General features: G+C 67.3%; 14 protein-coding genes. 10 read left to right on the top strand and 4 right to left on the bottom strand.

Annotation, left to right across the window (positions count from 1 at the left end; genetic code table 11):
* Window positions 1–72 precede the first annotated feature (72 nt).
* The 4 genes from ACLB1G_RS03210 to recD all read left to right on the top strand — a co-directional run bounded on the left by ACLB1G_RS03210 (window position 73) and on the right by recD (window position 12,264).
* On the top strand, window positions 73–3,183 hold the full coding sequence (locus tag ACLB1G_RS03210) for a CHASE domain-containing protein (protein WP_491625739.1): 3,111 nt from the start codon (window positions 73–75) through the stop codon (window positions 3,181–3,183).
* A gap of 75 nt (window positions 3,184–3,258) precedes the next feature.
* Window positions 3,259–6,696 (top strand): exodeoxyribonuclease V subunit gamma, encoded by a 3,438-nt coding sequence (gene recC / locus ACLB1G_RS03205; RefSeq protein ID WP_491625738.1) that lies wholly within the window; start codon window positions 3,259–3,261, stop codon window positions 6,694–6,696.
* A complete protein-coding gene (gene recB / locus ACLB1G_RS03200; RefSeq protein ID WP_491625737.1) occupies window positions 6,693–10,316 on the top strand; it encodes an exodeoxyribonuclease V subunit beta in 3,624 nt (1,207 codons plus the stop codon). Before recC ends, recB begins: the two co-directional genes overlap by 4 nt.
* A 1-nt stretch (window position 10,317) precedes the next feature.
* Window positions 10,318–12,264, top strand: a complete 1,947-nt coding sequence (recD, locus tag ACLB1G_RS03195; RefSeq protein WP_491625736.1) for an exodeoxyribonuclease V subunit alpha — start codon at window positions 10,318–10,320, stop codon at window positions 12,262–12,264.
* A gap of 123 nt (window positions 12,265–12,387) precedes the next feature.
* On the opposite strand, the gene ACLB1G_RS03190 is transcribed toward recD, so the two are convergent.
* Together ACLB1G_RS03190 and ACLB1G_RS03185 are read right to left on the bottom strand one after the other, a co-directional pair.
* The gene (locus ACLB1G_RS03190; RefSeq protein ID WP_491625735.1) at window positions 12,388–13,257 is read right to left on the bottom strand and encodes a serine hydrolase; all 870 of its coding nucleotides are present in this window, start codon (window positions 13,255–13,257) and stop codon (window positions 12,388–12,390) included.
* Between the two features lie 216 nt (window positions 13,258–13,473).
* Entirely contained in the window at window positions 13,474–14,484 is a 1,011-nt protein-coding gene (locus ACLB1G_RS03185; protein WP_491625734.1) for a sulfate ABC transporter substrate-binding protein, read from the bottom strand.
* 292 nt (window positions 14,485–14,776) lie between these two features.
* Between ACLB1G_RS03185 and ACLB1G_RS03180 the strand changes: the two genes are divergently transcribed.
* The gene (locus tag ACLB1G_RS03180; protein WP_491625733.1) at window positions 14,777–15,304 is read left to right on the top strand and encodes a GNAT family N-acetyltransferase; all 528 of its coding nucleotides are present in this window, start codon (window positions 14,777–14,779) and stop codon (window positions 15,302–15,304) included.
* A 9-nt stretch (window positions 15,305–15,313) separates the two neighbouring features.
* Here the strand turns inward: ACLB1G_RS03180 and ACLB1G_RS03175 are convergent, their stop codons facing one another.
* The gene (locus ACLB1G_RS03175; RefSeq protein ID WP_491625732.1) at window positions 15,314–16,093 is read right to left on the bottom strand and encodes a class II glutamine amidotransferase; all 780 of its coding nucleotides are present in this window, start codon (window positions 16,091–16,093) and stop codon (window positions 15,314–15,316) included.
* Between the two features lie 198 nt (window positions 16,094–16,291).
* On the opposite strand from ACLB1G_RS03175, the gene ACLB1G_RS03170 reads away from it, so the two are divergent.
* From ACLB1G_RS03170 to ACLB1G_RS03150, 5 genes are all read left to right on the top strand, one after another.
* Window positions 16,292–17,122 (top strand): EAL domain-containing protein, encoded by an 831-nt coding sequence (locus ACLB1G_RS03170; RefSeq protein WP_491625731.1) that lies wholly within the window; start codon window positions 16,292–16,294, stop codon window positions 17,120–17,122.
* A 93-nt stretch (window positions 17,123–17,215) separates the two neighbouring features.
* Complete coding sequence (locus ACLB1G_RS03165) at window positions 17,216–17,944, top strand: YcbK family protein (RefSeq protein ID WP_491625730.1); 729 nt, start codon at window positions 17,216–17,218, stop codon at window positions 17,942–17,944.
* A 2-nt stretch (window positions 17,945–17,946) separates the two neighbouring features.
* On the top strand, window positions 17,947–18,351 hold the full coding sequence (locus ACLB1G_RS03160; RefSeq protein WP_491625729.1) for a hypothetical protein: 405 nt from the start codon (window positions 17,947–17,949) through the stop codon (window positions 18,349–18,351).
* A 260-nt stretch (window positions 18,352–18,611) separates the two neighbouring features.
* Window positions 18,612–18,941, top strand: a complete 330-nt coding sequence (locus tag ACLB1G_RS03155; RefSeq protein ID WP_491625728.1) for a hypothetical protein — start codon at window positions 18,612–18,614, stop codon at window positions 18,939–18,941.
* Window positions 18,942–19,047: 106 nt separating this feature from the next.
* Window positions 19,048–21,309 carry a putative bifunctional diguanylate cyclase/phosphodiesterase gene (locus ACLB1G_RS03150; protein WP_491625727.1) on the top strand — a complete coding sequence of 754 codons (2,262 nt, stop codon included), beginning with the start codon at window positions 19,048–19,050 and terminating at the stop codon, window positions 21,307–21,309.
* Here the strand turns inward: ACLB1G_RS03150 and ACLB1G_RS03145 are convergent.
* Complete coding sequence (locus ACLB1G_RS03145) at window positions 21,269–22,333, bottom strand: hypothetical protein (RefSeq protein ID WP_491625726.1); 1,065 nt, start codon at window positions 22,331–22,333, stop codon at window positions 21,269–21,271. The two genes, ACLB1G_RS03150 and ACLB1G_RS03145, sit on opposite strands and share 41 nt — an antisense overlap.
* Window positions 22,334–22,337 lie beyond the last annotated feature (4 nt).

Below are 22,337 nucleotides of genomic sequence, written 5' to 3'. Positions count from 1 at the left end.
GTCTGTATTTTGTTGCAAGTATGCCGCAATGCGCCGCTGGTTCCCGCCGTGCATTGATAGTATGCTGCTGTGATGCAAAATTCCTCGCTGACACCCCGGGCAAGCTCGCGCCTGCTGATCTGGTGCACGGGCGCCATGCTGGCGCTGTGCGTCGGCATGGCGCTGTACGCGGCTGCCGAGCGCACCGTGCAGGAGGATGCGGAGCAGCGCTTCGAGAACGTGGCGCGCAGTACACAGTACAGCATTTCGGCCCGCATCAAGGCCTATTCGGACGTGGCGCGCGGCCTGGTGGCCTTGTTCCAGACCAGCGACCAGGTCAGCCGCCTGCAGTTCCACCAGTACGTGGCCGGGCTGGACCTGGCGCAGCACTATCCGGCCATCGAAGCGGTAAGCTACGCGCCGCTGGTGCGCGACGCCGAACGCGACGCCTTCGTGGCCGCCGTGCGCGCCGACCGCAGCCTGCGTCCGGAGGGTTACCCGCGCTTCGACATCAAGCCGGCCGGACGCCGTCCTGTCTATGCCGTGCTGACCTACCTGGAGCCGGGCGCACTGCTGGACGACAAGCTGGGGGTGGACATCGCCGCCAACGCCGCTGTCGGCCGCGCCCTGGACGCTGCCCGCGACAGCGGCCAGATGAGCGCCTCCGGCCAGCCCGTGGTGGTGCAGCAACCGGCGCCGCATATCGGACTGGGCGTGCGGCTGCCGGTGTACCGGCGCGGCTTGCCGCTGAATGACGTGGCGCAGCGCCGCGCCGCTTACATGGGGTCGGTCGGTATCGGCTTCAGCGTGGCCCGGCTGGTGCAGGGCGCGGTGGACGAGATGGCGGTGCGCCAGGTGCGCCTGGTGCTGTACGCGGACGGCGCCACCGACCCGGAACGGCGCCGCCTGGTCATCGAGGACAATGACCGGCTGCTGTTCAATGACAACGGCACCCTGTCGGTAACCCTGGCCGATCCGCGCCAGCGCGGCGAGTACCTGGAGTCGGTGCTGCCGGTGGACTTCAACGGCACCCTGTGGAAAGCCCAGTTCCGGGTCCGCCGCAGCGACATGCTGAACGGTTTCGACCGCTATTTCCCCTGGATCGCGCTGGTCACCGGCGCCGGCGGCACGGTGCTGCTGTATAACTACCTGCTGGTGCTGTACGGATCACGGCGGCGCGCCGTCAAGCAGCGCGTGCTGCTGGACACGGTGCTCAACAATGTCGACGCCCACGTCTACATGAAGGACCAGCACCGGCGCTACATCTACGCCAACGCCAAGATGGCCGAGGCCATGGGGCGGCCGGTGCGCGACATCATCGGCCGCCTGGACCGCGAGCTGATGCCGGCCGCCGAGGCCGATGCGGCCTGGGCCCAGGAGCGGCCGGTGTTTGCCGACAACGTCAAGCGCTCGGCCGAAAGCCGCTACACCAGCCGCGACGGCGTGGTGCAGTACCTGTGGACGGTGCGGGTGCCGGTGGTGATCGACGATTCGGTGACGGCGGTGATCGCCATGTCCACCGACGTGACCGAGCTGCACAAGCTGAAGGAAAAGGCCGACAGCGCCAACCGCGCCAAGAGCGATTTCCTGTCCAATATGAGCCACGAGATCCGCACCCCCATGAACAGCATCATCGGCATGGCGCACCTGGCCCTGAAGACGGTGGCGGACGCGCGCCAGCGCGATTACCTGCAGAAGATCTTCCATTCGGGCCAGCACCTGCTGGGCATCATCAACGACATCCTGGACTTTTCCAAGATCGAGGCCGGCAAGATGGAGCTGGAGATACTCGATTTCGCGCTGGAGGCGCTGCTGGACAATATCTCCAGCCAACTGGGCGAGAGCGCGGCGCGCAAGAACCTGGAACTGGTGTACGAGATCGGCCCCGGCATGCAGCACGCCCTGCGCGGCGATCCGCTGCGGCTGGAGCAGGTGCTGCTCAATTTCGTCAACAACGCCATCAAGTTCTCGGAAAACGGCAAGGTGTTCGTGCGCGTGCGGCCGGTGGAGGAGGGCGAGGATTACACCATGGTGCGCTTCGAGGTCGAGGACCAGGGCATAGGCATGACCCTGGGCCAGATGGAGCAACTGTTCCAGTCCTTCCACCAGGGCGACCCGTCCACCACCCGCAAGTACGGCGGCACCGGGCTGGGGCTGGTGATCAGCAAGCAGCTGGTGGAGCTGATGGGTGGCCGGGTGGGCGTGGAAAGCCGGCTGGGCGAGGGCAGCGTGTTCTGGTTCACGGCGCGCCTGGCCAGGAGCTGCAACCTGCTGCAGGCCACGGCCGAGCCGGTGCAGCCGGAACTGCTCGATTCGATACGCGGCGCTTCGGTGCTGCTGGTGGAGGACAATGTGTTCAGCCAGCAGGTCGGCCAGGAGCTGCTGGAGGACGCCGGCGCCACCGTGTGCGTGGCCAACAACGGCAAGGAAGCCATCGACCTGCTACTCAAGGAACGCTTCGACTGCGTGCTGATGGACGTGCAGATGCCGGTGATGGATGGCTACGAGGCCACCCGCCTGATCCGCGCCTGTTCCGCCACGGCCGATACCCTGGTGATCGCCATGACCGCCAATGCCGGGAGCGAGGACCACGCGCGCTGCCTGGAGGCGGGCATGGACGAATTCGTGACCAAGCCGATCGCGCCCAACGCGCTGCTGTCGCTGCTGGCGCGCTGCATGCGCGGGCGGCGCCGCGGCGACCGGGGCTTTGTGGCCAGGGCGGGCGCGTCCGCTCCGTGGCCGGTCCCGGCGGCGCCGGCCACGGTGCCGGCGCCGCCGGCTGCCCCTATCCCGTCTCCGGCCGCCGCGCCGCGCCCGCCCGCCGCCGGCCCGGCCACGGCGGCGCCCTGCGAGATGTTCGACACTGCCGCCCTGGCCCAGACCTTTGGCCACCGGCCCGACAAGATGCGCAAGTTCGCCATGCTGTTCCTGCAGGCCGCCGGCGACGGCATGGCCGAGATCGACGCCGCCCTGGCGCGCGCCGACCTGCCGCAGCTGGGCGAGCTGGGCCACCGCATCAAGTCCTCGGCGCGCGCCGTTGGCGCCATGCAGTTCGGCGAACTGTGCCTGGCGCTGGAGCAGATGCGCAAGCAGCCCGACCTCGACAGTGCGCGCCAGATCGTGGCCCGCATGCACGCCATGCTGGCCGAGTTGAACGTGCTGATTCCACACGAACTGCAGGCCAGCGCCCCGGCCGACGCATAAAAACAGCGTGGCGGGGATGCGCATAGACGCGCCAGCGGCGATAATGCCGTCACATCCCATCCCCCTTGGAGACCCATGCAATCCAGTGTCACCCCCGGCTTGTTGATCCTGCACGGCAACCAGATGGAACTGCTGCGCGCCGCCGTGTTCCAGTGGCTGCGCAACAATCCCCTGGGTCCGCTGGAACCGGACATCTTCCTGGTGCAGTCCAACGGCGTGGCCGAATGGCTGAAGATCGCCCTGGCCGGGGAATTGCGCGTGTGCGCCGCCACCCGCGTGGCGCTGCCGGCGCGCTTCCTGTGGGAGACCTACCGCGGCATGCTGGGCCGCGAGCGGGTGCCGCCCATCTCCGCCTTCGACAAGGGGCCGCTGACCTGGCGCCTGATGCGGCTGCTGCCAGAGCTGCTGTCCGACCCGGTGTTCGCGCCGTTGCGCCATTTCCTGGGCGACGGCGACGCCGAGCGCCGCATGCAGCTGGCCGAGCGCCTGGCCGACCTGTACGACCAGTACCAGGTCTACCGCGCCGACTGGCTGGACGACTGGGCCCATGGCCGCGACCAGCTGCGCACGGCCCAGGGCGAATTGCGCCCGCTGGCCGGCGACCAGTGCTGGCAGGCGGCCCTGTGGCGCGCCGTGATGGCCAGCGTGGCGCCCGAGGAGCGCGAACTGGGCCGCGCCAGCGTGCACACCGCCTTCGTGCGCGCCGCCGGGCGCGGCGATGAACCGGCCGGGAGGCTGCCGCGCCGCATCGTGCTGTTCGGGGTCTCGGCGCTGCCGTACCAGACCTTGCAGGCGCTGGCCTCGCTGGCGCGCTACACCCAGGTGCTGCTGGCCGTGCCCAATCCCTGCCGCTACTACTGGGGCGACATCATCGAAGGGCGCGAACTGCTGCGTTCAGCGCACCGCCGCCAGCAGCTGCGCGAGGGGCGTGAGCTGGGCGCCATCCCGCTGGAAGAACTGCACGTCCACAGCCATCCGCTGCTGGCAAGCTGGGGCCGCCAGGGGCGCGACTTCGTGCGCATGCTCGACGAATTCGACGCCGCCAGCCAGGGTGGCGAGGCGGGCGGCGCTGGCCTGGCCGCGCCGCGCGTGGACCTGTTCAGCGAGGATGCCGGCGAGACCCTGCTGGCCCAGGTGCAGGCCGCCGTGCGCGACCTGCTGCCGCTGTCCGACCATCCGCACGCGCCGCCGCCGGACCAGGACCGCTCGATCGAATTCCATGTCGCCCACAGCGTGCAGCGCGAGGTGGAAATCCTGCACGACCAGCTGCTGGCCATGTTTGCCGAGGGCGAACAGTCCGGCCATCCGCTGACGCCGCGCGACGTGGTGGTGATGGTGCCCGACATCGACCTCTTCAGCGCCGCCATCCATGCCGTGTTCGCCCAGCACAAGCGCAGCGACCCGCGTTATATCCCGTTCGAGATCGGCGACGTCAACGACCGCAGCGTCAACCCGCTGCTGGTGGCGCTGGAATGGCTGCTGCGCCTGCCGCAGCAGCGCTGCCGCCAGAGCGAGGTGCGCGACCTGCTGGACGTGCCGGCCCTGGCGCGCCGCTTCGGCCTGTCGGAAGACGACATGCCCACGCTGGGGCGCTGGATCGAAGGCGCGGGCGTGCGCTGGGGGCTGGACCGCGAACACCGCGCCGGCCTGGGCCTGGCTCCGGCGGGAGAGCAGAACGCCTGGATCTTCGGCGTGCGGCGCATGCTGCTCGGTTATGCCAGCGGCGCCGGCGAGAGCTACCAGGACATCGAACCGTACAGCGAAGTGGGCGGCCTGGATGCGGCCCTGGCCGGATCGCTGGCGCAGCTGGTGGACGGCCTGCTGCACTGGCGTGCGGCGCTGTCGCAGGCGCGCACCCCGGCCGCCTGGGGCCAGCAGGCGCGCGCCCTGCTGGATGCCTTCTTCGACGGCGGCGAGGAGGGCGACCGCCTGATGCTGGCCCAGCTGCACGACGCCCTGAACCGCTGGCTGGAGACTTGCGACAACGCCGGTTTCGATGAAAGCGTGCCGCTGGGCGTGCTGCGCGAAGCCTGGCTGGGCGGCCTGGAAGAAGCGACCCTGGACCACCAGTTCGTGTCCGGCGGCGTCACCTTCTGCACCCTGATGCCGATGCGCGCGGTGCCATTCCGCGTGGTCTGCCTGCTGGGCATGAACGACGGCGACTTCCCGCGCCGCGCCCGCAAGGCCGATTTCGACCTGCTGGCGCTGCCCGGCATGGCACGCCCGGGCGACCGCTCGCGCCGCGACGACGACCGCTACCTGATGCTGGAAGCCGTGCTGGCGGCGCGCGACAAGCTGTATATCAGCTGGGTCGGCCGCAACGTGCGCGACAACAGCGAGCAGCCGCCGTCGGTGCTGGTGTCGCAGCTGCGCGACTACCTCAAGGCCGGCTGGGACCTGGACCTGGGACTGCGCACCACCGAGCACGCACTGCAGCCGTTCAGCCGCCGCTATTTCGAGGCCGGCGGCCTGCTGACCTACGCCGGTGAATGGCGGGCCGCCTACGCCCAGGACGATGGCGCCGCCGGCGCGGCGGCCGCCGGACTGCCGCCGTTCGAGTCCGATGGCGCCGTCACGCTGCGCCTGGCCACCCTGCAGCAGTTCCTGCGCCAGCCCGCCAAATACTTCTTCCGCCAGCGCCTGGGCGTGGTGTTCCAGGACAGCGCCCAGGTGGGCGAGGACGAAGAACCGTTCTCATTGAACGGCCTGGAACGCTACGGCGTGGAAGACGCCATGCTGGCCGACGATGGCCGGCCGGAGCCGCTGGATGAGGTGCGCACCAGGCTGGAGGCGCGCGCCCAGCAGCTGGTGCGGCAAGGGCTGCTGCCCATCGGCCTGGTGGGACGCCAGCTGCAGCAGCAGCTGGTCGATGCGCTGGCGCCCGTGCGCGAGGACTGGGTGCGGCTGTTCCACCAATACCCGCACGAGGCGTCCAAGCTGCCGGTCTCGCTGGACCTGGATGGCGTGCGGCTGGACGATTGGCTGGACCGGCTGCGCGCCAACGGCAGCGAGACCGTGTGGCTGATGCAGATGTCGTCCAAGGTGCTGGAAAAGAAGGGTCAGCTGCGCGGCGAAAAGCTGCTGCCCATGTGGCTGCGCCAGCTGGCCGCCGCCGCCGCCGGCAAGGCCGTGAGCGGCCACCTGGTGGCGCGCGACGCCCGCCTGGCCATGGCGCCGCTGGACGGCGCCGAAGCCCGCGCCACGCTGGCCAGCCTGGCCGCGCTGTGGCGCGAGGGCATGGACCGTCCGCTGCCGGTGGCCTGCCGCACCGCGCTGGCGCTGCTGCGCAAGGGCGACGCACGCGGCGTGTACGATGGCAGCCATGTGATGGGCGGCGAAGTGGACGACGTCAGCCTGGCGCGCCTGTGGCCCGACTATGCGGCGCTGGCGGCCGAGCCGGACTGGCCACGCTATGCGGAGCAATTGTACGGACCGCTGGCGGCCTGGCTGGAGCGGCACGTGCAGGTATTTCCCATCGGGCCCGCAGCGGCGCAAGAGGAGGGTGGGCAATGAGCCAGCAGCTCGACGCACGCAGCTTCCCGCTGCACGGTACGCGCCTGATCGAAGCGAGCGCCGGCACTGGCAAGACCTGGACCATCGCCGCCCTGTACCTGCGGCTGGTGCTGGGACACGGCGGCGAACAGGCCTTCCCGCGCCCGCTGCTGCCGGCCGATATCCTGGTGATGACCTTCACCCGCGCCGCCACCAAGGAATTGTCGAACCGCATACGCGAACGGCTGCTGGAGGCGGCCGCCTATTTCCGTGGCCAGCCGGCCAGGGCGGACGATTACCTCGATGCGCTGCTGGCCGCCTATCCGGACGACACGGCGCGCCAGCGGGCCGCCTACCGCCTGGTGCTGGCCGCCGAGACCATGGATGAAGCGGCCATTTTCACCATCGACGCCTGGTGCCAGCGCATGCTGCGCGAGCACGCCTTCGACAGCGGCAGCCTGTTCGACGAAACCCTGGTCACGGATGAGCGCCGGCTGTTCGAGGATGCGGCCCACGATTACTGGCGCCAGCAAGTCTATCCACTCAATCCGCGCGCGCTGGAACTGCTGCAGGAATGCTGGGCCGACGTCGGCCAGCTCAAGGCCGGGGTGCGCGAGCTGGTCCAGCGCAAGCATTTGCTGCCCGGCGTTGCGCAGGAGCCGCTGGGCGCCCTGATCGCGCGCGAGCAGGGCGCGCTGGAAGCACAGCTGGCGCTGCTCAAGCAGGGCTGGCGCGAACGGCTGCAGTGCATGGCCGACTGGTTCGCGGCCGAACGCGAGGCCCACCCCAAGGGCTTCAGCGGCACCAGGCTGAAACCGGCCTCGCTGGACAAATGGCTGCAGCGCCTGAATGAATGGGCCATGCGCCCATCGCAGGTGGACACTGGCCTCAAGCCCGCCGAGTGGCGCAAGCTGACGCCTGCCGGGCTGTCCGATTGCTGCAACAAGGGCTACACGCCGGCGCTGCCGGCCGTTTTCGGGGAGGTCGAGCCGCTGTTCGAGGCCCTGGGCAAGCTTGCGCCGCTGGCGCATGCGCTGCACTACCACGCCGCCGGCGCCATCGCGCGACGCATGGAGGAATTGAAGCGGCGCAGCCGCGAATACGGCTTTGCCGACATGCTGGAACGCCTGCGCGGCGTGCTGCTGGGCGAGAACGGCGAGGCCCTGCGCAAGCGCATCACGGAACAGTTTCCGGTGGCCATGGTGGATGAATTCCAGGATACCTCGCCCGAGCAGTACCAGATCTTCGACCTACTGTACCGCACACAGGACAACAATCCGGAGCTGGGCCTGTTCCTGATCGGCGATCCTAAACAGTCGATCTACGGCTTCCGTGGCGCCGACATCCACAGCTATCTGCGCGCGCGCGCCGCCACCGAGGGCCGCCACTACAAGCTGGGCACCAACTACCGCTCGACGGCGGCGCTGGTGGAGGCCGTCAACCGCGTCTTCCTGCATGCCGAGGGGCCGGGCTGCGCCAGGGGCGCGTTCCGCTTCCGCACTGCGGACAGCGACCGGCTGCCGTTCGACGCCGTCGGCGCCGCCGGCCGCAAGGAAAAGCTGGTCGGGGTGGACGGTCCGCTGCAGGCCCTGACCGTGGGCTGCAGCGTGGCCGACATGAAGGCCGACGAGCTGCGCGCCTATTTTGCCCACCACTGCGCGGAGCACATCGTGCGCCTGCTGAACGACGAGCGCGCCGGCTTCGAGGGCCCGGACGGCTTCCGCCGGCTGCAGCCGGCCGATATCGCGGTGCTGGTGCGCGGCCGCACCGAGGCCCGTTTCATCCGCCGCGCGCTGGCGCAGCGCCGGGTGCAGAGCGTCTACCTGTCGGACAAGAACTCGGTGCTGGACAGCGACGAGGCGCGCGACCTGCTGCGCTGGCTGGCCGCCCTGGCCAATCCGCTGGACGGCGAACTGGCGCGCGCCGCCTTCGCCACCCGCACGGCGCAGCTGCCGCTGGCCGAACTGGCGCGCCTGGCGCAGGACGAGCTGGCGTGGGAGCAGCGCGTGGAACAGCTCAAGGAGCTGCACATCGTGTGGCAGCGCCAGGGCGTGCTGGCCATGCTGCGCCGCTTCATCCACGAACTGGGCTTGCCGTCCATGCTGCTGGGCCAGCCGGGCGGCGAACGCAGCCTGACCAATTTGCTGCACCTGGCGGAACTGCTGCAAACGGCCAGCCGCCAGCTGGACGGCGAACAGGCCCTGATACGCTGGCTGGCCGAGCAGATGGAAGACGGCAGCGAGCAGGGCGACGAGCGGGTGCTGCGCCTGGAAAGCGACGCCGAGCTGGTGAAAGTCATCACCGTGCACAAGTCCAAGGGCCTGGAATACCCGCTGGTATACCTGCCGTATGCGGCCACGGCGCGCAAGGTCAAGCCGGGCGGCTTCATGGAGTATGCCGGCCAGGACGGTGAACGCCGGATCGACCCCTTCGGCTCGGCCGAGGCCCAGGCGGCGGCCGAGGAAGCGCGCCTGGCCGAAGACCTGCGTTTGCTGTACGTGGCGCTGACCCGGCCGCGCCACTTGCTGTGGCTGGGCGTGGCCGGCAAGGGGCTGTCCGATTCCGCGCTCGGCTACCTGCTCAGTGGCGGATCGCCGGACGCAGCGCTGGATGGCGAACAGCTGCTGGAGCACTGGGAACGGGTGCGCGGCGGTTGCGACACCATCGCGGCGCGACTGCTGGAAGAGGCGGACACCGTCACCATGCTGACCCGCCAGGACGAGCAGCCCGAGCTGCTGCCCACCCGTCCCTACCAGGGCCGCTTCGAGCGCGACTGGTCGGTCGGCAGCTTCACATCGCTGGCGCGGCGCAGCAGCGCCGTGGGCGCCCAGCCCGTGCCGGTGCCGCGCCACGCGCTGGAGGAGAAGCTGCTGGAACAGGGCGCCGGCGCACTGGCTGCCCCGGCCCAGCGCACCGGGGACGCGCCCTGGCACCGCTTCCCGCGCGGTTCCGTGCCCGGCAACTTCCTGCACGAGCAGCTGGAGTGGATGGGGCAGGAGGGCTTTGGCTGCGTGCGCGATCCCGGTTTCGACGCCCGCCTGGCGCGCCGCATCGAACGCGCAGGCTGGGCCAACCGTGGCGAGGACGCCACCGCCTGGCTGCATGCCATCGCGGAGACCGTGCTGCCGCCGCTGGGCGTGGCGCTGGCCGACCTGGATGGCGGCCTGCCGGAAATGGAATTCTGGTTCCCCAGCGAGCGCCTGTCCAGCGGCGCGCTGGACCGCCTGTGCCGCGTCCACCTGCTGGACGGGACGCCGCGTCCGCTGCTGCCCGAGCGCCAGCTGCACGGCATGCTGAAAGGCTTTACCGACCTGGTGTTCGAGCACCAGGGCCGCTACTGGGTGCTGGACTACAAGTCCAATGCCCTGGGCGGCGCCGACGTGGCCTACCACCAGCAGGCCCTGGCCGCCGGCATGGCCGAGCACCGCTACGACATCCAGGGCGCGCTGTACATGCTGGCCCTGCACCGGCTGCTGCAAAGCCGGCTCGGGGACGATTACGATCCGGCGTCGCAACTGGGTGGCGCCCTGTTCCTGTTCCTGCGCGGCATAGGCCATGCGCAAACGCGCGGCTGCTACCTGCTGGAACCGCATCCCGAACTACTGGAAGGGCTGGACCGCCTGCTGGGACAGGAGTCCTGACATGACCATCTTGAGCACACATGAGACCCTGCTGGCGCACCTGGATGCGCTGGCCGAGGCGGGCAAGCTGCGCCGCCTGAGCGCCGCCTTCACCCGCTTCATCGCCAGCCTGGGCCATAGCACCCCGCAATTGCTGGCCGCCTGCATGCTACTGTCCGAACTGGAGGGGCAGGGACACAGCTGCCTGCCGATCGATGAACTGGCGGCCGGTCCGGCCGGCCTCCTGGGCTGGGGACCGGAGGAATGGGAACCGCTCAAGGCCGCCGTCGGCAGCTGGCCGGCCAGGCCGGCCGCCTGGCGCAAACTGCTGGCCGAAGCGGAGCAAGTGTGGCCGGTCGGCGACCTGGATTTCCAGCAGCCGCTGGTGCTCGACGGCGAACGCTTCTACCTGCGGCGCTACTGGCGCGACGAAAAACTGGTGGCGCAAGCGGTAAGGGCGCGCGCCGCCCCCGGTGGCGATGCGCAGGCCGATCCGTCCACCATCCGCCGCTGGCTGGACCAGCTGTTCACCCACGCCACCCGCGATGGCGGCACGGACTGGCAGAAAGTCGCCTGCGCCATTGCCATGCGCGGCAAGCTGGGCATCATCACGGGCGGTCCCGGCACCGGCAAGACCTATACCGTGGCGCGCCTGCTGGCCGTGCTGTTTGCCAGCGCGGGCGAGGCCCGCGGCGAATTGCGCGTGGCCCTGGCCGCACCTACCGGCAAAGCGGCGGCCCGCCTCAAGCAATCCATCGATGCCGCACTGGACGATCTGGCAAGCTTGCTTGGCGATACATTGCCCCTGCGCGACCTGGCGGCCCGCATGGGAGCCGCCGGCACCCTGCACAGCCTGCTCGGCGCGCGGCCCGATACGCGCGCTTTCCAGCACCACGCGGGGCGCCCGCTCGAGGTCGACGTCTTGATTGTTGACGAGGCCTCAATGATCCACCTGGAGATGATGGCCGCCCTGCTGGCCGCCCTGCCATCCGACGCGCGCTTGATCTTGCTTGGAGATAAAGATCAGCTGGCATCCGTGGAGGCCGGCGCGGTGCTGGGCGATCTGTGCCACCAGGCGGCGGATGGCCTGTACACGCCGGAAACATTGTCGTTCGTGCAGGCTGCGACGGGGGAGGCGGTAGCGCCCCGTTTCCATGGCCATGGCGGCCCGATCGCCCAGCAGACCGTGATGCTGCGCCAGAGCCGGCGCTTCGGCGGACCCATAGGCAAGCTGGCTCTGGCCGTCAACGCGGGCCAGGCAGCCGAAGTGCTGGAAGTGCTGCGGAGCAATTCGGCCGAGGTGGCATGGACCGATCACGCGACCCAGGGCGACGCCATCCAGCTGGCCTTGTCCGGATATCAACCTTATCTGAAGACCATCCGGAATGGCTATCAGGGCGGCGTCGACGGTTACAACGGCTGGGTACTGTCGGTATTAAAAGAGTTCGAGGCCTTCCGCATCCTGTGCGCCGTACGGAATGGCGAATGGGGCGTTGCCGGCCTTAACGAGGTGATCGAACAGCGCTTGCACATGGCCGGACTGGTACGCAGTGGCTCAGAGTGGTATGTTGGCAGACCGATCATGATTGCCCGCAACGATTACGGCCTGCGCGTGTTCAATGGCGATATCGGGCTGACCTTGCCGGACCCCGCACGGCCGGGATCGTTGCGCGTGTACTTCTCCGAAGGCGGCCAGGTGCGTAGCGTATTGGCAACGCGACTGCGCCATGTGGAGACGGCGTTTGCCATGACCGTGCATAAATCGCAAGGATCGGAATTCAGCCATACGGTGCTGGTGCTGCCGCGCGACGGCGGCAATGTGCTCGCGCGTGAGCTGATTTACACCGGCATCACCCGCGCCAAGACACAATTCACCTTGCTGACGCCGGAGGGACAAGTATTACTGGACGGCATAGCGCAACGCACGCAGCGGGCTTCCGGACTGCGTTTATTGCTGGAATCAGACTAGAACTTGGCATGTGCCAGCCAAATTCTGGCCTGAGACGTAGCTGCGGCGGGGTGAGGCGGAGGATGGGGCGAAAAAAATCCGGGCGCGCAGCCCGGATATTTTGTATTCAGATCGATAACAATGTTACGAGCTGCGGCGCTTGCGCTTGATGGCCTTGACGGCTTTTTTCAGGCGGGTGGAAGCGCGCATCACCTTGGGTTCGTCCTCGCCGCCGGAAATGAAGCGGCGGATGTTGAGCGCATCCATCAGGCGCGCCGAGTTGGCCTTGGCGTTCAGTAACACCAGGGTCGCATTCTTGCCGGCGGACTTGATGCGCATGATCAGGCAGCGGCCGGCTTCCTCCGTGTAGCCGGTCTTGGACATGCCAATGTCCCAGCCCTTGGCGCCCACCAGGCGATTGGTATTATGGTATTCGACGTCGCGGCCCTTGATGCGTATCACGTCCTTGGTGTCGGTGGTGATGCGGCGGATGTCCGGATAGGCCGCTGCGGCGGTTGCCATCTTGACCAGGTCGGCTGCGGTGGAACGATTGTTCGGCGACAAACCGGTCGGTTCCTCGATCACGGTCTGCGTCATGCCCAGGGCCTTGATCTTGGCCCTGACGGCGGCGGCAAAAGCAGCCGGGCCGCCCGGATAGGTCCGCGCCAGCGACGCGGCCGCGCGGTTATCGGACGACATCAGCGCCAGCTGCAGCACGTCGCCACGCGAAATTTCCGCGCCCACCGGCACGCGCGAAGCGCTGTGTTTCAAGGTATCCACATCGCTCTTGTCGATGTTGATGGGCTCATCCATGTCCAGTTTGGCGTCCAGCACGACCATGGCAGTCATCAGCTTGGTCAGCGAAGCGATCGGCACTTGCACATTGGCATTCTTCTCCAGCAGCACCTTGCCGCCGTCTTCCACCACCAGCACGGATTGCGATCCCAGCGGCACGGCCGCGATGGCGGCCGCCGACAATGAGGTCAACAAACCAGCTACAATTTTCTTCAGCATGTCAGGTATTCTTGAGGGGAGGGAACAGATTGCCGTGTTGTGGCAATAATAGCCACACAGCAATATTTACGAAGTTTAGACGATAACATTAAAGTGAATTCTCGTCTATGCCGTGTAACTTGCGTGCGCGGGTATTTTGTGCGTAGGAAGAAAAAAGCCCCGGGGATGCCGGGGCTGGGCGCCAGGGGGCCTGGCGCTGGCTTGCGTTATGCAAGCTTATTTGCTGGCGTAGATCTTGTCGAACTCGCCGCCATCGTCGAAGTGCTTCTTCTGGGCCGCTTTCCAGCCGCCAAACACCTCGTCCACGGTGAACAGGGTGATGGGCTTGAAATTGGCGGCGTATTTCTTGGCGGCGGCAGCCGAGCGCGGGCGCAGGTAGTGCTTGGCAATGATGTCCTGGCCCTGTTCCGACCACAGGAAGTTCAGGTAAGCCGTGGCTTGCTTGCGCAGGTTGCGCTTGTCGACCACCTTGTCCACCACGGCCACCGGCGATTCGGCCAGGATGGAGATGGCCGGATACACCACCTCGAAGTTGTCGCCGAACTCGGCGCGCACCAGCGCCACTTCGTTCTCGAACGTCACCAGCACGTCGCCGATTTCACGCTGGGTGAAGGTGGTGGTGGCGCCGCGGCCGCCGCCGTCCAGGGTCGGCACATTCTTGAAGATCTTGCTCACCAGGTCGCGCGCTTGCGCTTCGGTGCCGCCCTTCTTGATCACCGAGCCCCAGGCCGCCAGGTAGCTGTAGCGGCCATTGCCGGAGGTCTTGGGGTTGGGGATGATGACTTTTACGCCGGGCTTGGCCAGGTCGTCCCAGCCCTTGATCTGCTTGGGATTGCCCTTGCGCACCAGGTAGATCAGGGTCGAGGAGAAGGGCGCCGCGCCGTTGGGGAATTTCTTTTCCCATCCCGGCTGCACCACGCCGCGATCGACCAGGATATCGATGTCGTTGGCTTGGTTCATGGTGACCACGGCTGCTTCCAGGCCATCCGCCACGGACCTGGCCTGCTTGGATGAGCCGCCGTGCGACTGGTTGATATTAATGGTTTCGCCTGTGGTTTTCTTCCATTCGGTAACAAAAGCCGGGTTGATATCCTTGAACAGCTCGCGCGTCACATCGTAGGAAGCGTTCAGCAGGACGGTTTCAGCGGCGCTGGCCAGCAGCGGCAGGGCCAGGAAGGCGGCGGAAGTGGCGAGGAACAGGCGGCGTATTGTATTTTTTTGGGACATGAGGGTCTCTCGTGTGCTGGGATCGATGAAATATCCATGGTGTAAAATTTCGGCCCGAAAAGATACGACTTTTTTGTAATATGCTTAGCAGGTATGTAAAGCACGGGGTTTTCACTATAAACCGCATAAGGATGGTTGAAACCATTCGTGGGCAATTGAGCGGCAGGGCCGTAGGCTGTCACGGTCGGGGGCGTCGGCAACGGCTTTTTTGCGCTTCGTGTATAGTCCCGTTCATGCACAACGAAGACGCCGCCACGCTTCATTTTGCTACTGAAACATTTTGTGAGCGTACATGAGTCTTGAAATCCGTCCTGCCGCCGCGAGCGATGCAGCGGCAGCCTGCACGGTCCTGCGCCGCTCCATCGCCGAGTGCTGCGTGCAGGACCACCGCAACGATCCCCGCATCCTCGACGCCTGGCTGGGCAACAAAACCCCCGAGATGGTCGCCAACTGGTTTGGCTCTCCCACCAATTATTCGCTGGTGGCGCTGCTGGACGGCCAGATCGTGGGCGTGGCCCTGCTGACCGGCGCCGGCAAGCTGGCATTGTGCTACCTGCAGCCGGACGCGCGTGGCCAAGGCGTGGGCACGGCCTTGTTGGGCAAGATGGAAGAACAAGCGCTCGCTTGGGGCGTCAAGGCGCTGCAACTGCACAGCACGGCCAGCGCGGCCGGCTTCTTTGCCGGGCGCGGCTATGTCGATGCGGGCAAGGTGCGTTCGCCCTATGGCGTGGAAACCACGTTCTATTGGAAACAGCTGGATGCGGCCGCCTGCGCGGAGCCCGGCAAGCGCAAGCGTTTTTGCAACTGCAATAGCGCTTAGAGATAACGATTAACTGTAGGCAAACTGCAGTTCGGCGGTGGGTACGGGTTGGCCCAGTCGCACCTCCCGGCCCCGTTCGAACAGCTTCAATTCCCCCGGCGCGAAGGCGCGCCATGCTTCATTCGAGGTCAGCGGCTGCGTGGCGATCACGGCCATGCGGTCGTCCAGGTGGTTGCAGCGGGCGAAGTCCATGCTCAGCTCGCAATCGATCAGCTTGGCCACCGAAAACGGATATTCGCGCACCACATAATGCAGGTCGGTGCTGCAGTAGGCGAACAGCATTTCACCGTTCGACAGGATGAAATTGAACGTGCCATGCGCCGCGATCCCGGCCGCCAGCTGGCGCAGGCTGTCGGCCAGCTCCTGCCGCGCGGGCTGGCGGGCGTGGCGCTGCGCCAGCTGCGACAGCAGGTGGCAGAAAGCCCGTTCGCTGTCGGTGTCGCCCCAGGGCGCATACAAGCAGGGCGCGGGATGGAACAGTTTCAGGTCGCCGTTGTGGGCGAAGGACCAGGTCCGGCCCCACAGCTCACGCGTGAACGGATGGCTGTTTTCCAGTGCAACCCGGCCCTGGGTGGCCTTGCGGATGTGGGCGACCACGTTGCGCGCCATGATGGGCTGCTGCTTGATCTGCTGCGCCAGCGGCGAATGGATGGAGGCCAGGTGGTCGGTATAGAGGCGGCAGCCGCCGGCCGTGTGGAAGGCGATGCCCCAGCCATCCTTGTGTTCGCTGCCGCGCTCGGCGAATCCCTCAAACGAGAATCCCAGGCTGGCGGGCTGGTTGCTGTTCATTGCGAGTAATTGGCACATGCAATGACGATAGCGCCGCCATTCCCTGTACGGAAGGAATGTTTGCGCATATCGATATAGGGCGCCTGCCGCGCTTGCGTTATGCGCAGGGCAAATAAGATAGGGCAAAAGCATTCCTTCTCCTTTTGCGCGGGCGGCCCTAGGCTGTCGGTATTGCCTGTGTCCCGACCAAGGAGTCCCATGTCATTTCCCGTCTTGCAACAATACCTGGCCCGTTTGTCCGACGGCACCGGCGCCGCGTCCAGCATCTGGCTCGATGCCGATGGCAAGGCGCACGGGCGCTTCTTCAACTGCACCATGAGCAGCGCCTTCCAGCCGATCCGCAATCTGGATAATGGCCAGGTGCAGGCCTACGAAGGCCTGGCGCGCAGCGTGTCCTCGGCCGACCAGGGCTTGTCGCTGTGGAAGCTGCTGGACCACGCGGCCAGCGACGACGAGTCCGTCGAACTGGACCGGCTGTGCCGGATGCTGCACGCGATTAATTTCTTCCGCCAGACCGAGGCCGACGCCGGACCGGACCTGTTCCTCAACGTGCACGACCGCCTGTTGAGCGCCGTCAGCAGCAACCACGGCCATGCCTTCCGCCGCATCCTGGATGCGCTGGAATTGCCGCTGCACCGCATCGTGCTGCAACTGCCGCCGGTCACGCCGCAGCAAGGCTGGCTGCTGAACTACGTGGCCGACAATTACCGCCGCAACGGCTTCCGCTTCGCCGTCCATGCCGCCCATGCGCGCGAGGCGCTGCAGGTGCTGGAGCGGGTGCGTCCGGATGTGTTCAAGCTTGACGCCCGCAGCCCCGGCGACCAGGACAGCGTGCTGGAACTGCTGCGCCGCGCCGCTGCCACCGGCGCCCGCGTGGTGTTCAAGCGCCTGGAGACGCTAGCGGCGGTGGACGCCGTGCGCGACTTGGGCGAGGCGGCCGGCGCGCCGGTGCTGGGCCAGGGCTTCTGGCTCGACACCCCGCGCGCCAGCCTGGTGCCGCCGCCGCCCAGGCAGGCCGTGGCCGCCTGATCCAGGCCGGCGCCGGGCGGCCGAATAGTGTGCGGGCTTACGCGCCGCCCCTGCTATACGCTATAGTAATCACATTGATTCAACAGGTTAACTATGGCAACCCGCAGAGCATTTCTCCAACATGGACTGGGGCTGACCGCCGCCAGCGTCCTGGGCGCGCCCATGATAGGCTGCGCCGCCCGTACCGTACAACCGAGCACCGCCGCCAAACCGGCCGTGCACGCGGCCAAGGCCGCCAAGCCGGCCGCCGTGCTGGCCCAGGCTGAAGCGCGGCCCCCCGCCGCCAGCACCGAGCTGGAGCCGCCGCCGGACATCTTCGACGCCCAGGCCCTGGACCTGGAATTCTGGCTCAAGCCGCGCACCATCAGCGTGATACGTCCGCAAAGCGGCGAAAAGGCCAAGCTTCTGTACTGGAAGGACGGGGAAATCATCGATTCCGCCTACCAGGAACTGTGCCACTTGCTGCGTGACGTCAATGGCAAGGAAACCATCCCCATCGATCCCAAGTTGTTTGAAACCCTGTGGGGCTCGCAAGCCTTCGTGGCGCGCTACGGCATCGAGTCTCCGCTGGAGATCCTGTCCGGCTACCGTACCCCGGCCTCCAACGAAAAACTGCGCGAAGCCGGCGTGCCCGCCGCGCGCCAGTCGCTGCACATGGTGGGCAAGGCGGCCGATATCCGCATCCCCAACCTGAACGCCGAGGTGCTGGGCGGCCTGGTGCGCAGTTTCCGCCAGGGCGGGGTCGGCTTCTATTACCGTTCCGGACCGCGCGGCGGCTGGATCCATGCCGACACCGGCCTGCAGCGCACCTGGAAAGGCTGAGCGTGACGGACGACAAGGACCCACCCCGCTTCCGCCCCGTGCCCTGGCCCGGCATCGCGACCCCGGCCGACGCCGAACTGTGGATCGCCGAGCATAACCAGGCCCTGCAGGACCACATCGCCAAGAACGAAACCGGCTACGGCGTGCGCTTCACCCTGGCCGAAGGCGGCGATATCGTGATGCAGACCGCCGATGGCGCCATCCTGCTGGACGTGGACGAGGAAGCGTCCTGGGTGGCGCCGCTGATCATGGCGGCAGCCCGGGTCGAGCAACCCAAGGGCACGCTGTGGATACTGCCCGATGATAAGCTGGTGCAGCTGCTGATCGGCCTCAGCAGCCTGGTGGCCAGCACCACGTTGGTGGCCGGACACAACTTTCGCGGGCGCGGCCGTCTGGGCGCCTGGTGATCAACTTCCCCTGGGATTTGCATGCTGCTGTACAGTCATCTGAAACGCGCAGCCGCCGCGCCTCGGTAATCACCCTGACCGAGCTGATGCTATCCACCAAGGAAGTCATCTCCACCAGCTTCCGGCCGCTGCCGCGGTACCTGGCAGCTGCGGCCATCTATGGGTACTGTGCCTGGGCTTTGAAGGCGTCCAGCGGCAGCTGGTGCGGCGTTACCATAGTGGCCAGCAGCGTTGAGGGATGAGGACATGAGGAGGGCGCTTTGACTTTGAAGAAATTCAGCCGGGCGGCCAGCATGGCTTCTGCGATGGCCATTTACCTCGCGGGTTGCGGCACGCCCGTGAAGATCAGCCCCGAGCGTCTGGCCTCCATGGGAGTGCGGGTTGGTGAGCAATATTGGCCAGGACAGCAGAAATTGGCGGCCGAGGGCTACCGGTGCTTCGTCAGCGGCGCGAAACGCGAGAAATTCGATTGCACCAAGCAGCAGGGCTATTTCCCGACCTGTCTGCTGCGGGTACAGTTCGTGGTGGACGACCGCAACCTGATCTCGGCGCTGCGGGTGGCGGAGCCTGCATGTATGGGTACTCCTTAGTCTGACCCGCTGACTCGGCCGTTGTTTCCTCCACAAGCCGCGCCTCGACAGTCCCCCGCGTAAATGCTAGTCTGCACCTGCCTGCACAGCCGAAAGAGCGGAGGATATGGAGAACGAGACATCGTCCGGGGAGCCGCCGCGCCGGCAGCCCATCAGCGCGGCGCGCCTGGATGACCTGGCGCGCCAGGCCCAGTCGCAACAGACCGAGCTGCAGCCCTACGAGACCATGGTCGCCACCCTGGCCGGCGCCGCCTTGCCCGCCGAGGGCGACGGACCGGCCGCCGGACGCCTGCGCCACCAGCAGGAACAAGCGTATTTCAACGATATCTACCTGCTGGCCCCGGTCGGCTATTTCGTGCTCGGCTTCGACACCACCATCCTGCAACTGAACGTTGTCGGCGCCGACCTGCTGGGCGTGCAGCGCGCCCATCCGGGCCGCGCGCAATTGCGCTCCTTCATCGCGCCGCGCTTCCTGGACGACTTTGATCGCTTCATCCGCGCCGCCATCGCCAGCCGCGTGCCCGAGCATTGCGACCTGCAAATGACACGCCACCGCCACCACCAAGGCTTTCCCGTCACCCTGCGCGCCAGCGTCGATCCCACCGGGCAGTCGCTGCGCATCGTGCTGGAGCTGGCCGAGGGCAAGCTGGCCGCGCTGGAACGCAGCGAGGAGCGCTTCCGCCGCATCGTGCATGCGGCCGAGGAGGGCGTCTGGGAGCTGGACCAGCACGCCCGCACCAGTTTCGTGAACCCCAAAATGGCCCGGATGCTGGGCTACGCCATCGAGGACATGCTGGATCAGCCGCTGGTGTCCTTCATGGATGCCGAAGGCCGCAATCTGTTGGAGCGTAATATCGCGCAACGCCAGCAGGGCGGCGGCGACCGCAGCGAGTACAAGTTCATCCGGCGCGACGGCAGCGAGCTGTGGGCCACCCTGGTCACCAATCCCATCTTCGGCGCCGATGGCGCCTACCTGGGCGCACTGGCGCTGGTGACCGACATCACTGAGCGGCGCGCCTCCACCGAGCTGATGTGGCACCAGGCCAATTTCGATACCCTGACTGCGCTGCCCAACCGCCACATGTTCCAGGACCGGCTGGCCCAGGAAATGAAGAAGGCCCAGCGCGAAGACCTGCTGCTGGCGCTGCTGTTCATCGACCTGGACGGCTTCAAGCTGGTCAACGATACCCTGGGCCACCAGCAGGGCGACGCCTTGCTGGTCGAGGCCGCCAGCCGTATTGCCGCCTGCGTGCGCGCCACGGATACCCTGGCGCGCCTGGGCGGCGACGAGTTCACCATCATCCTGTCCGGGCTGGACCATGTGTCTGCCATCGAGCGCATCGCGCAAGCCATCGTGGTGGCGCTGCAGCGTCCGTTCCAGCTGGACGGGCAGGCCTGCACGGTGTCGGCCAGTGTCGGCATCGCCCTGTACCCGGCCGATGCCGCCGAGCCGGACCAGCTGCTGGAGCATGCCGACCAGGCCATGTATGCGGCCAAGAAGTCAGGCCGTGGCCGTTACAGCTATTTCACGCCGGATTTGCAACTGGCGGCCCAGGCCCGCCAGCAGGCCGCGCTGGACTTGCGCGCCGCGCTCGACCAGCAGCAGCTGGAATTGCACTACCAGCCCATCGTCAGCCTGGACAGCGGCAAGGTGCAGCGCGCCGAGGCCCTGCTGCGCTGGCGCCACCCGGTGCGCGGCCTCCTGACGCCGGTGGAATTCCTGCCCTTCGCCCAGTCCGGCGGCCTGATGCTGGAGATCGGCGACTGGGTGTTCCGGGCGGCCGCGCGCCAGGCGCGCGCCTGGCAGGCCGAGCTGGGAGAGGGTTTCCAGGTCAGCATCAACCAGGCCCCGGCGCAGTTCCGCGGCGAGCTGTCCCTGTACCAGGGCTGGCTGGACTACGCACAGGAACTGGGGCTGGCGCCGCGCAGCATCGTGATCGAGGTGGCCGAGGGCTTGCTGCTGGACGCCGGCAGCGCGGTGGCGGCGCGCCTGGCGCAGCTGCGCAGCATGGGCCTGCAGGTGGCGCTGGACAATTTCGGCACCGGCTACGCTTCGCTGTCCCATCTCAGGCATTTCGAGATCGATTACCTCAAGCTGGACCACAGCTTCGTCCAGCACCTGGCCACCGATACCGGCGACCTGGCCCTGTGCGAGGCGCTGATCGTGATGGTCCGCAAGCTGGGCTTGGAAGTGGTGGCGGAAGGGGTGGAAAGCGAGGCACAGCACGCGCTGCTGCGGGCCGCCGGCTGCGATTACGGCCAGGGCTATTATTACGCGGCGGCGCTGCCGGCCGCGCAGCTGGCGCAGCTGGTGCTGCGGAAGGCGCTCAGCGCAGGCCCAGCAGGGACACCACCCGGTCGCGGCTGATGCCGGCCAGGGCCGAGGTCAGGGCCATCAGCGAAGAATAACCGGGCTGCTTGGCCGTGTTGGCGAAGTTCTGCGCCACCTGGTCCATGCCGACCGTGGTCATGGCCACGTCCGAACTGGTGGCGCTGGCCTCGGCGGCCGCTTCGATTTGGCTGCTGGCTTCGCGCAGGGCCGCCTTGACCTGGGCAATGGCGCGCTCGACCTGGGCCAGGGCCGATACCACCTGGGTCAGGGTCTGGCGCATGGATTCCGTGTCCTGGGTGCTCCAGTTGTCGGGATTGATGGCCGGTTCCTGGGCTTCGGCCCGCACCCGGTTCAGCTGCCCGGTCGGGAAGCGCACGCCGCCGCCCTGCACCGACAGGCTGTCACGCACCGAAGTCCAGTTCGACTCTTCCGTGGAAAACACCAGTTCGCCCGTATCGCCCAGCGAAGCGCGCACGCCTGCCGGGGCCAGGGCCTCGTCCAGGCGGGCCGCGATCTGGTTGTCGGAGAGGCCCGGTTCCATGGTCACCGAGCGCAGGTTCTGGTTGCTGCCGACCGATATCGCCAGCACTTCGCGTCCGCCGGTGCGCAGGTTGGCCAGGGTCATGCCGCGTATGCTGAACTGCTGGGTGGACGGCTCGCTGCTGTAGCTCAGCTGCGAATCCAGGGTGCCGCCGGACGCTTGCTGGCGGGTGCGCCAGCTGTTGCTGAACTGGCGCACGCGCGCATCCAGGGTGCCGTCGCGCTGCTGGCGGTTGGCCAGCTTGGCGCTCAGGTCGGCCTTCAGGCTGCGCAGCTGGTCGGCGCTTTGCTCCAGGAAGTCCAGCGCCTGCTGGGCATTGGAGATGTCGTCCTGGGCCGGCTGCTCCCAACTGCTGGTGTTGCGGCGCAGCGGCGCGGCCGAGCTGGGGGTGTGCTCTACCGGGGTCTTGGTGACGGCCTTCTCGCCATTCAGCCCGACGGTGGCCGCTGCGGCCGCCTCGGCAGTGCCGGTGGCGCCCGGCAGGACCGTCGTGGGATTGGAGGTGGACGAGATCTGCATGATG

The sequence above is a fragment of the Duganella kummerowiae genome (assembly GCF_053572355.1).
Note: the sequence above shows the minus strand (reverse complement) of the source record. Positions and strands in the feature narration are given on the sequence as shown.

Bases quoted from the DNA above. Each gene is read 5' to 3' on its own strand.
- ACLB1G_RS03185 (WP_491625734.1), bottom strand. From the start codon at position 14,484: ATGTCCCAAAAAAATACAATACGCCGCCTGTTCCTCGCCACTTCCGCC.
- ACLB1G_RS03190 (WP_491625735.1), bottom strand. From the start codon at position 13,257: ATGCTGAAGAAAATTGTAGCTGGTTTGTTGACCTCATTGTCGGCGGCC.
- ACLB1G_RS03165 (WP_491625730.1), top strand. From the start codon at position 17,216: ATGGCAACCCGCAGAGCATTTCTCCAACATGGACTGGGGCTGACCGCC.
- ACLB1G_RS03180 (WP_491625733.1), top strand. From the start codon at position 14,777: ATGAGTCTTGAAATCCGTCCTGCCGCCGCGAGCGATGCAGCGGCAGCC.
- recC (WP_491625738.1), top strand. From the start codon at position 3,259: ATGCAATCCAGTGTCACCCCCGGCTTGTTGATCCTGCACGGCAACCAG.
- recB (WP_491625737.1), top strand. From the start codon at position 6,693: ATGAGCCAGCAGCTCGACGCACGCAGCTTCCCGCTGCACGGTACGCGC.
- recD (WP_491625736.1), top strand. From the start codon at position 10,318: ATGACCATCTTGAGCACACATGAGACCCTGCTGGCGCACCTGGATGCG.
- ACLB1G_RS03170 (WP_491625731.1), top strand. From the start codon at position 16,292: ATGTCATTTCCCGTCTTGCAACAATACCTGGCCCGTTTGTCCGACGGC.
- ACLB1G_RS03210 (WP_491625739.1), top strand. From the start codon at position 73: ATGCAAAATTCCTCGCTGACACCCCGGGCAAGCTCGCGCCTGCTGATC.
- ACLB1G_RS03150 (WP_491625727.1), top strand. From the start codon at position 19,048: ATGGAGAACGAGACATCGTCCGGGGAGCCGCCGCGCCGGCAGCCCATC.
- ACLB1G_RS03145 (WP_491625726.1), bottom strand. From the start codon at position 22,333: ATGCAGATCTCGTCCACCTCCAATCCCACGACGGTCCTGCCGGGCGCC.
- ACLB1G_RS03175 (WP_491625732.1), bottom strand. From the start codon at position 16,093: ATGAACAGCAACCAGCCCGCCAGCCTGGGATTCTCGTTTGAGGGATTC.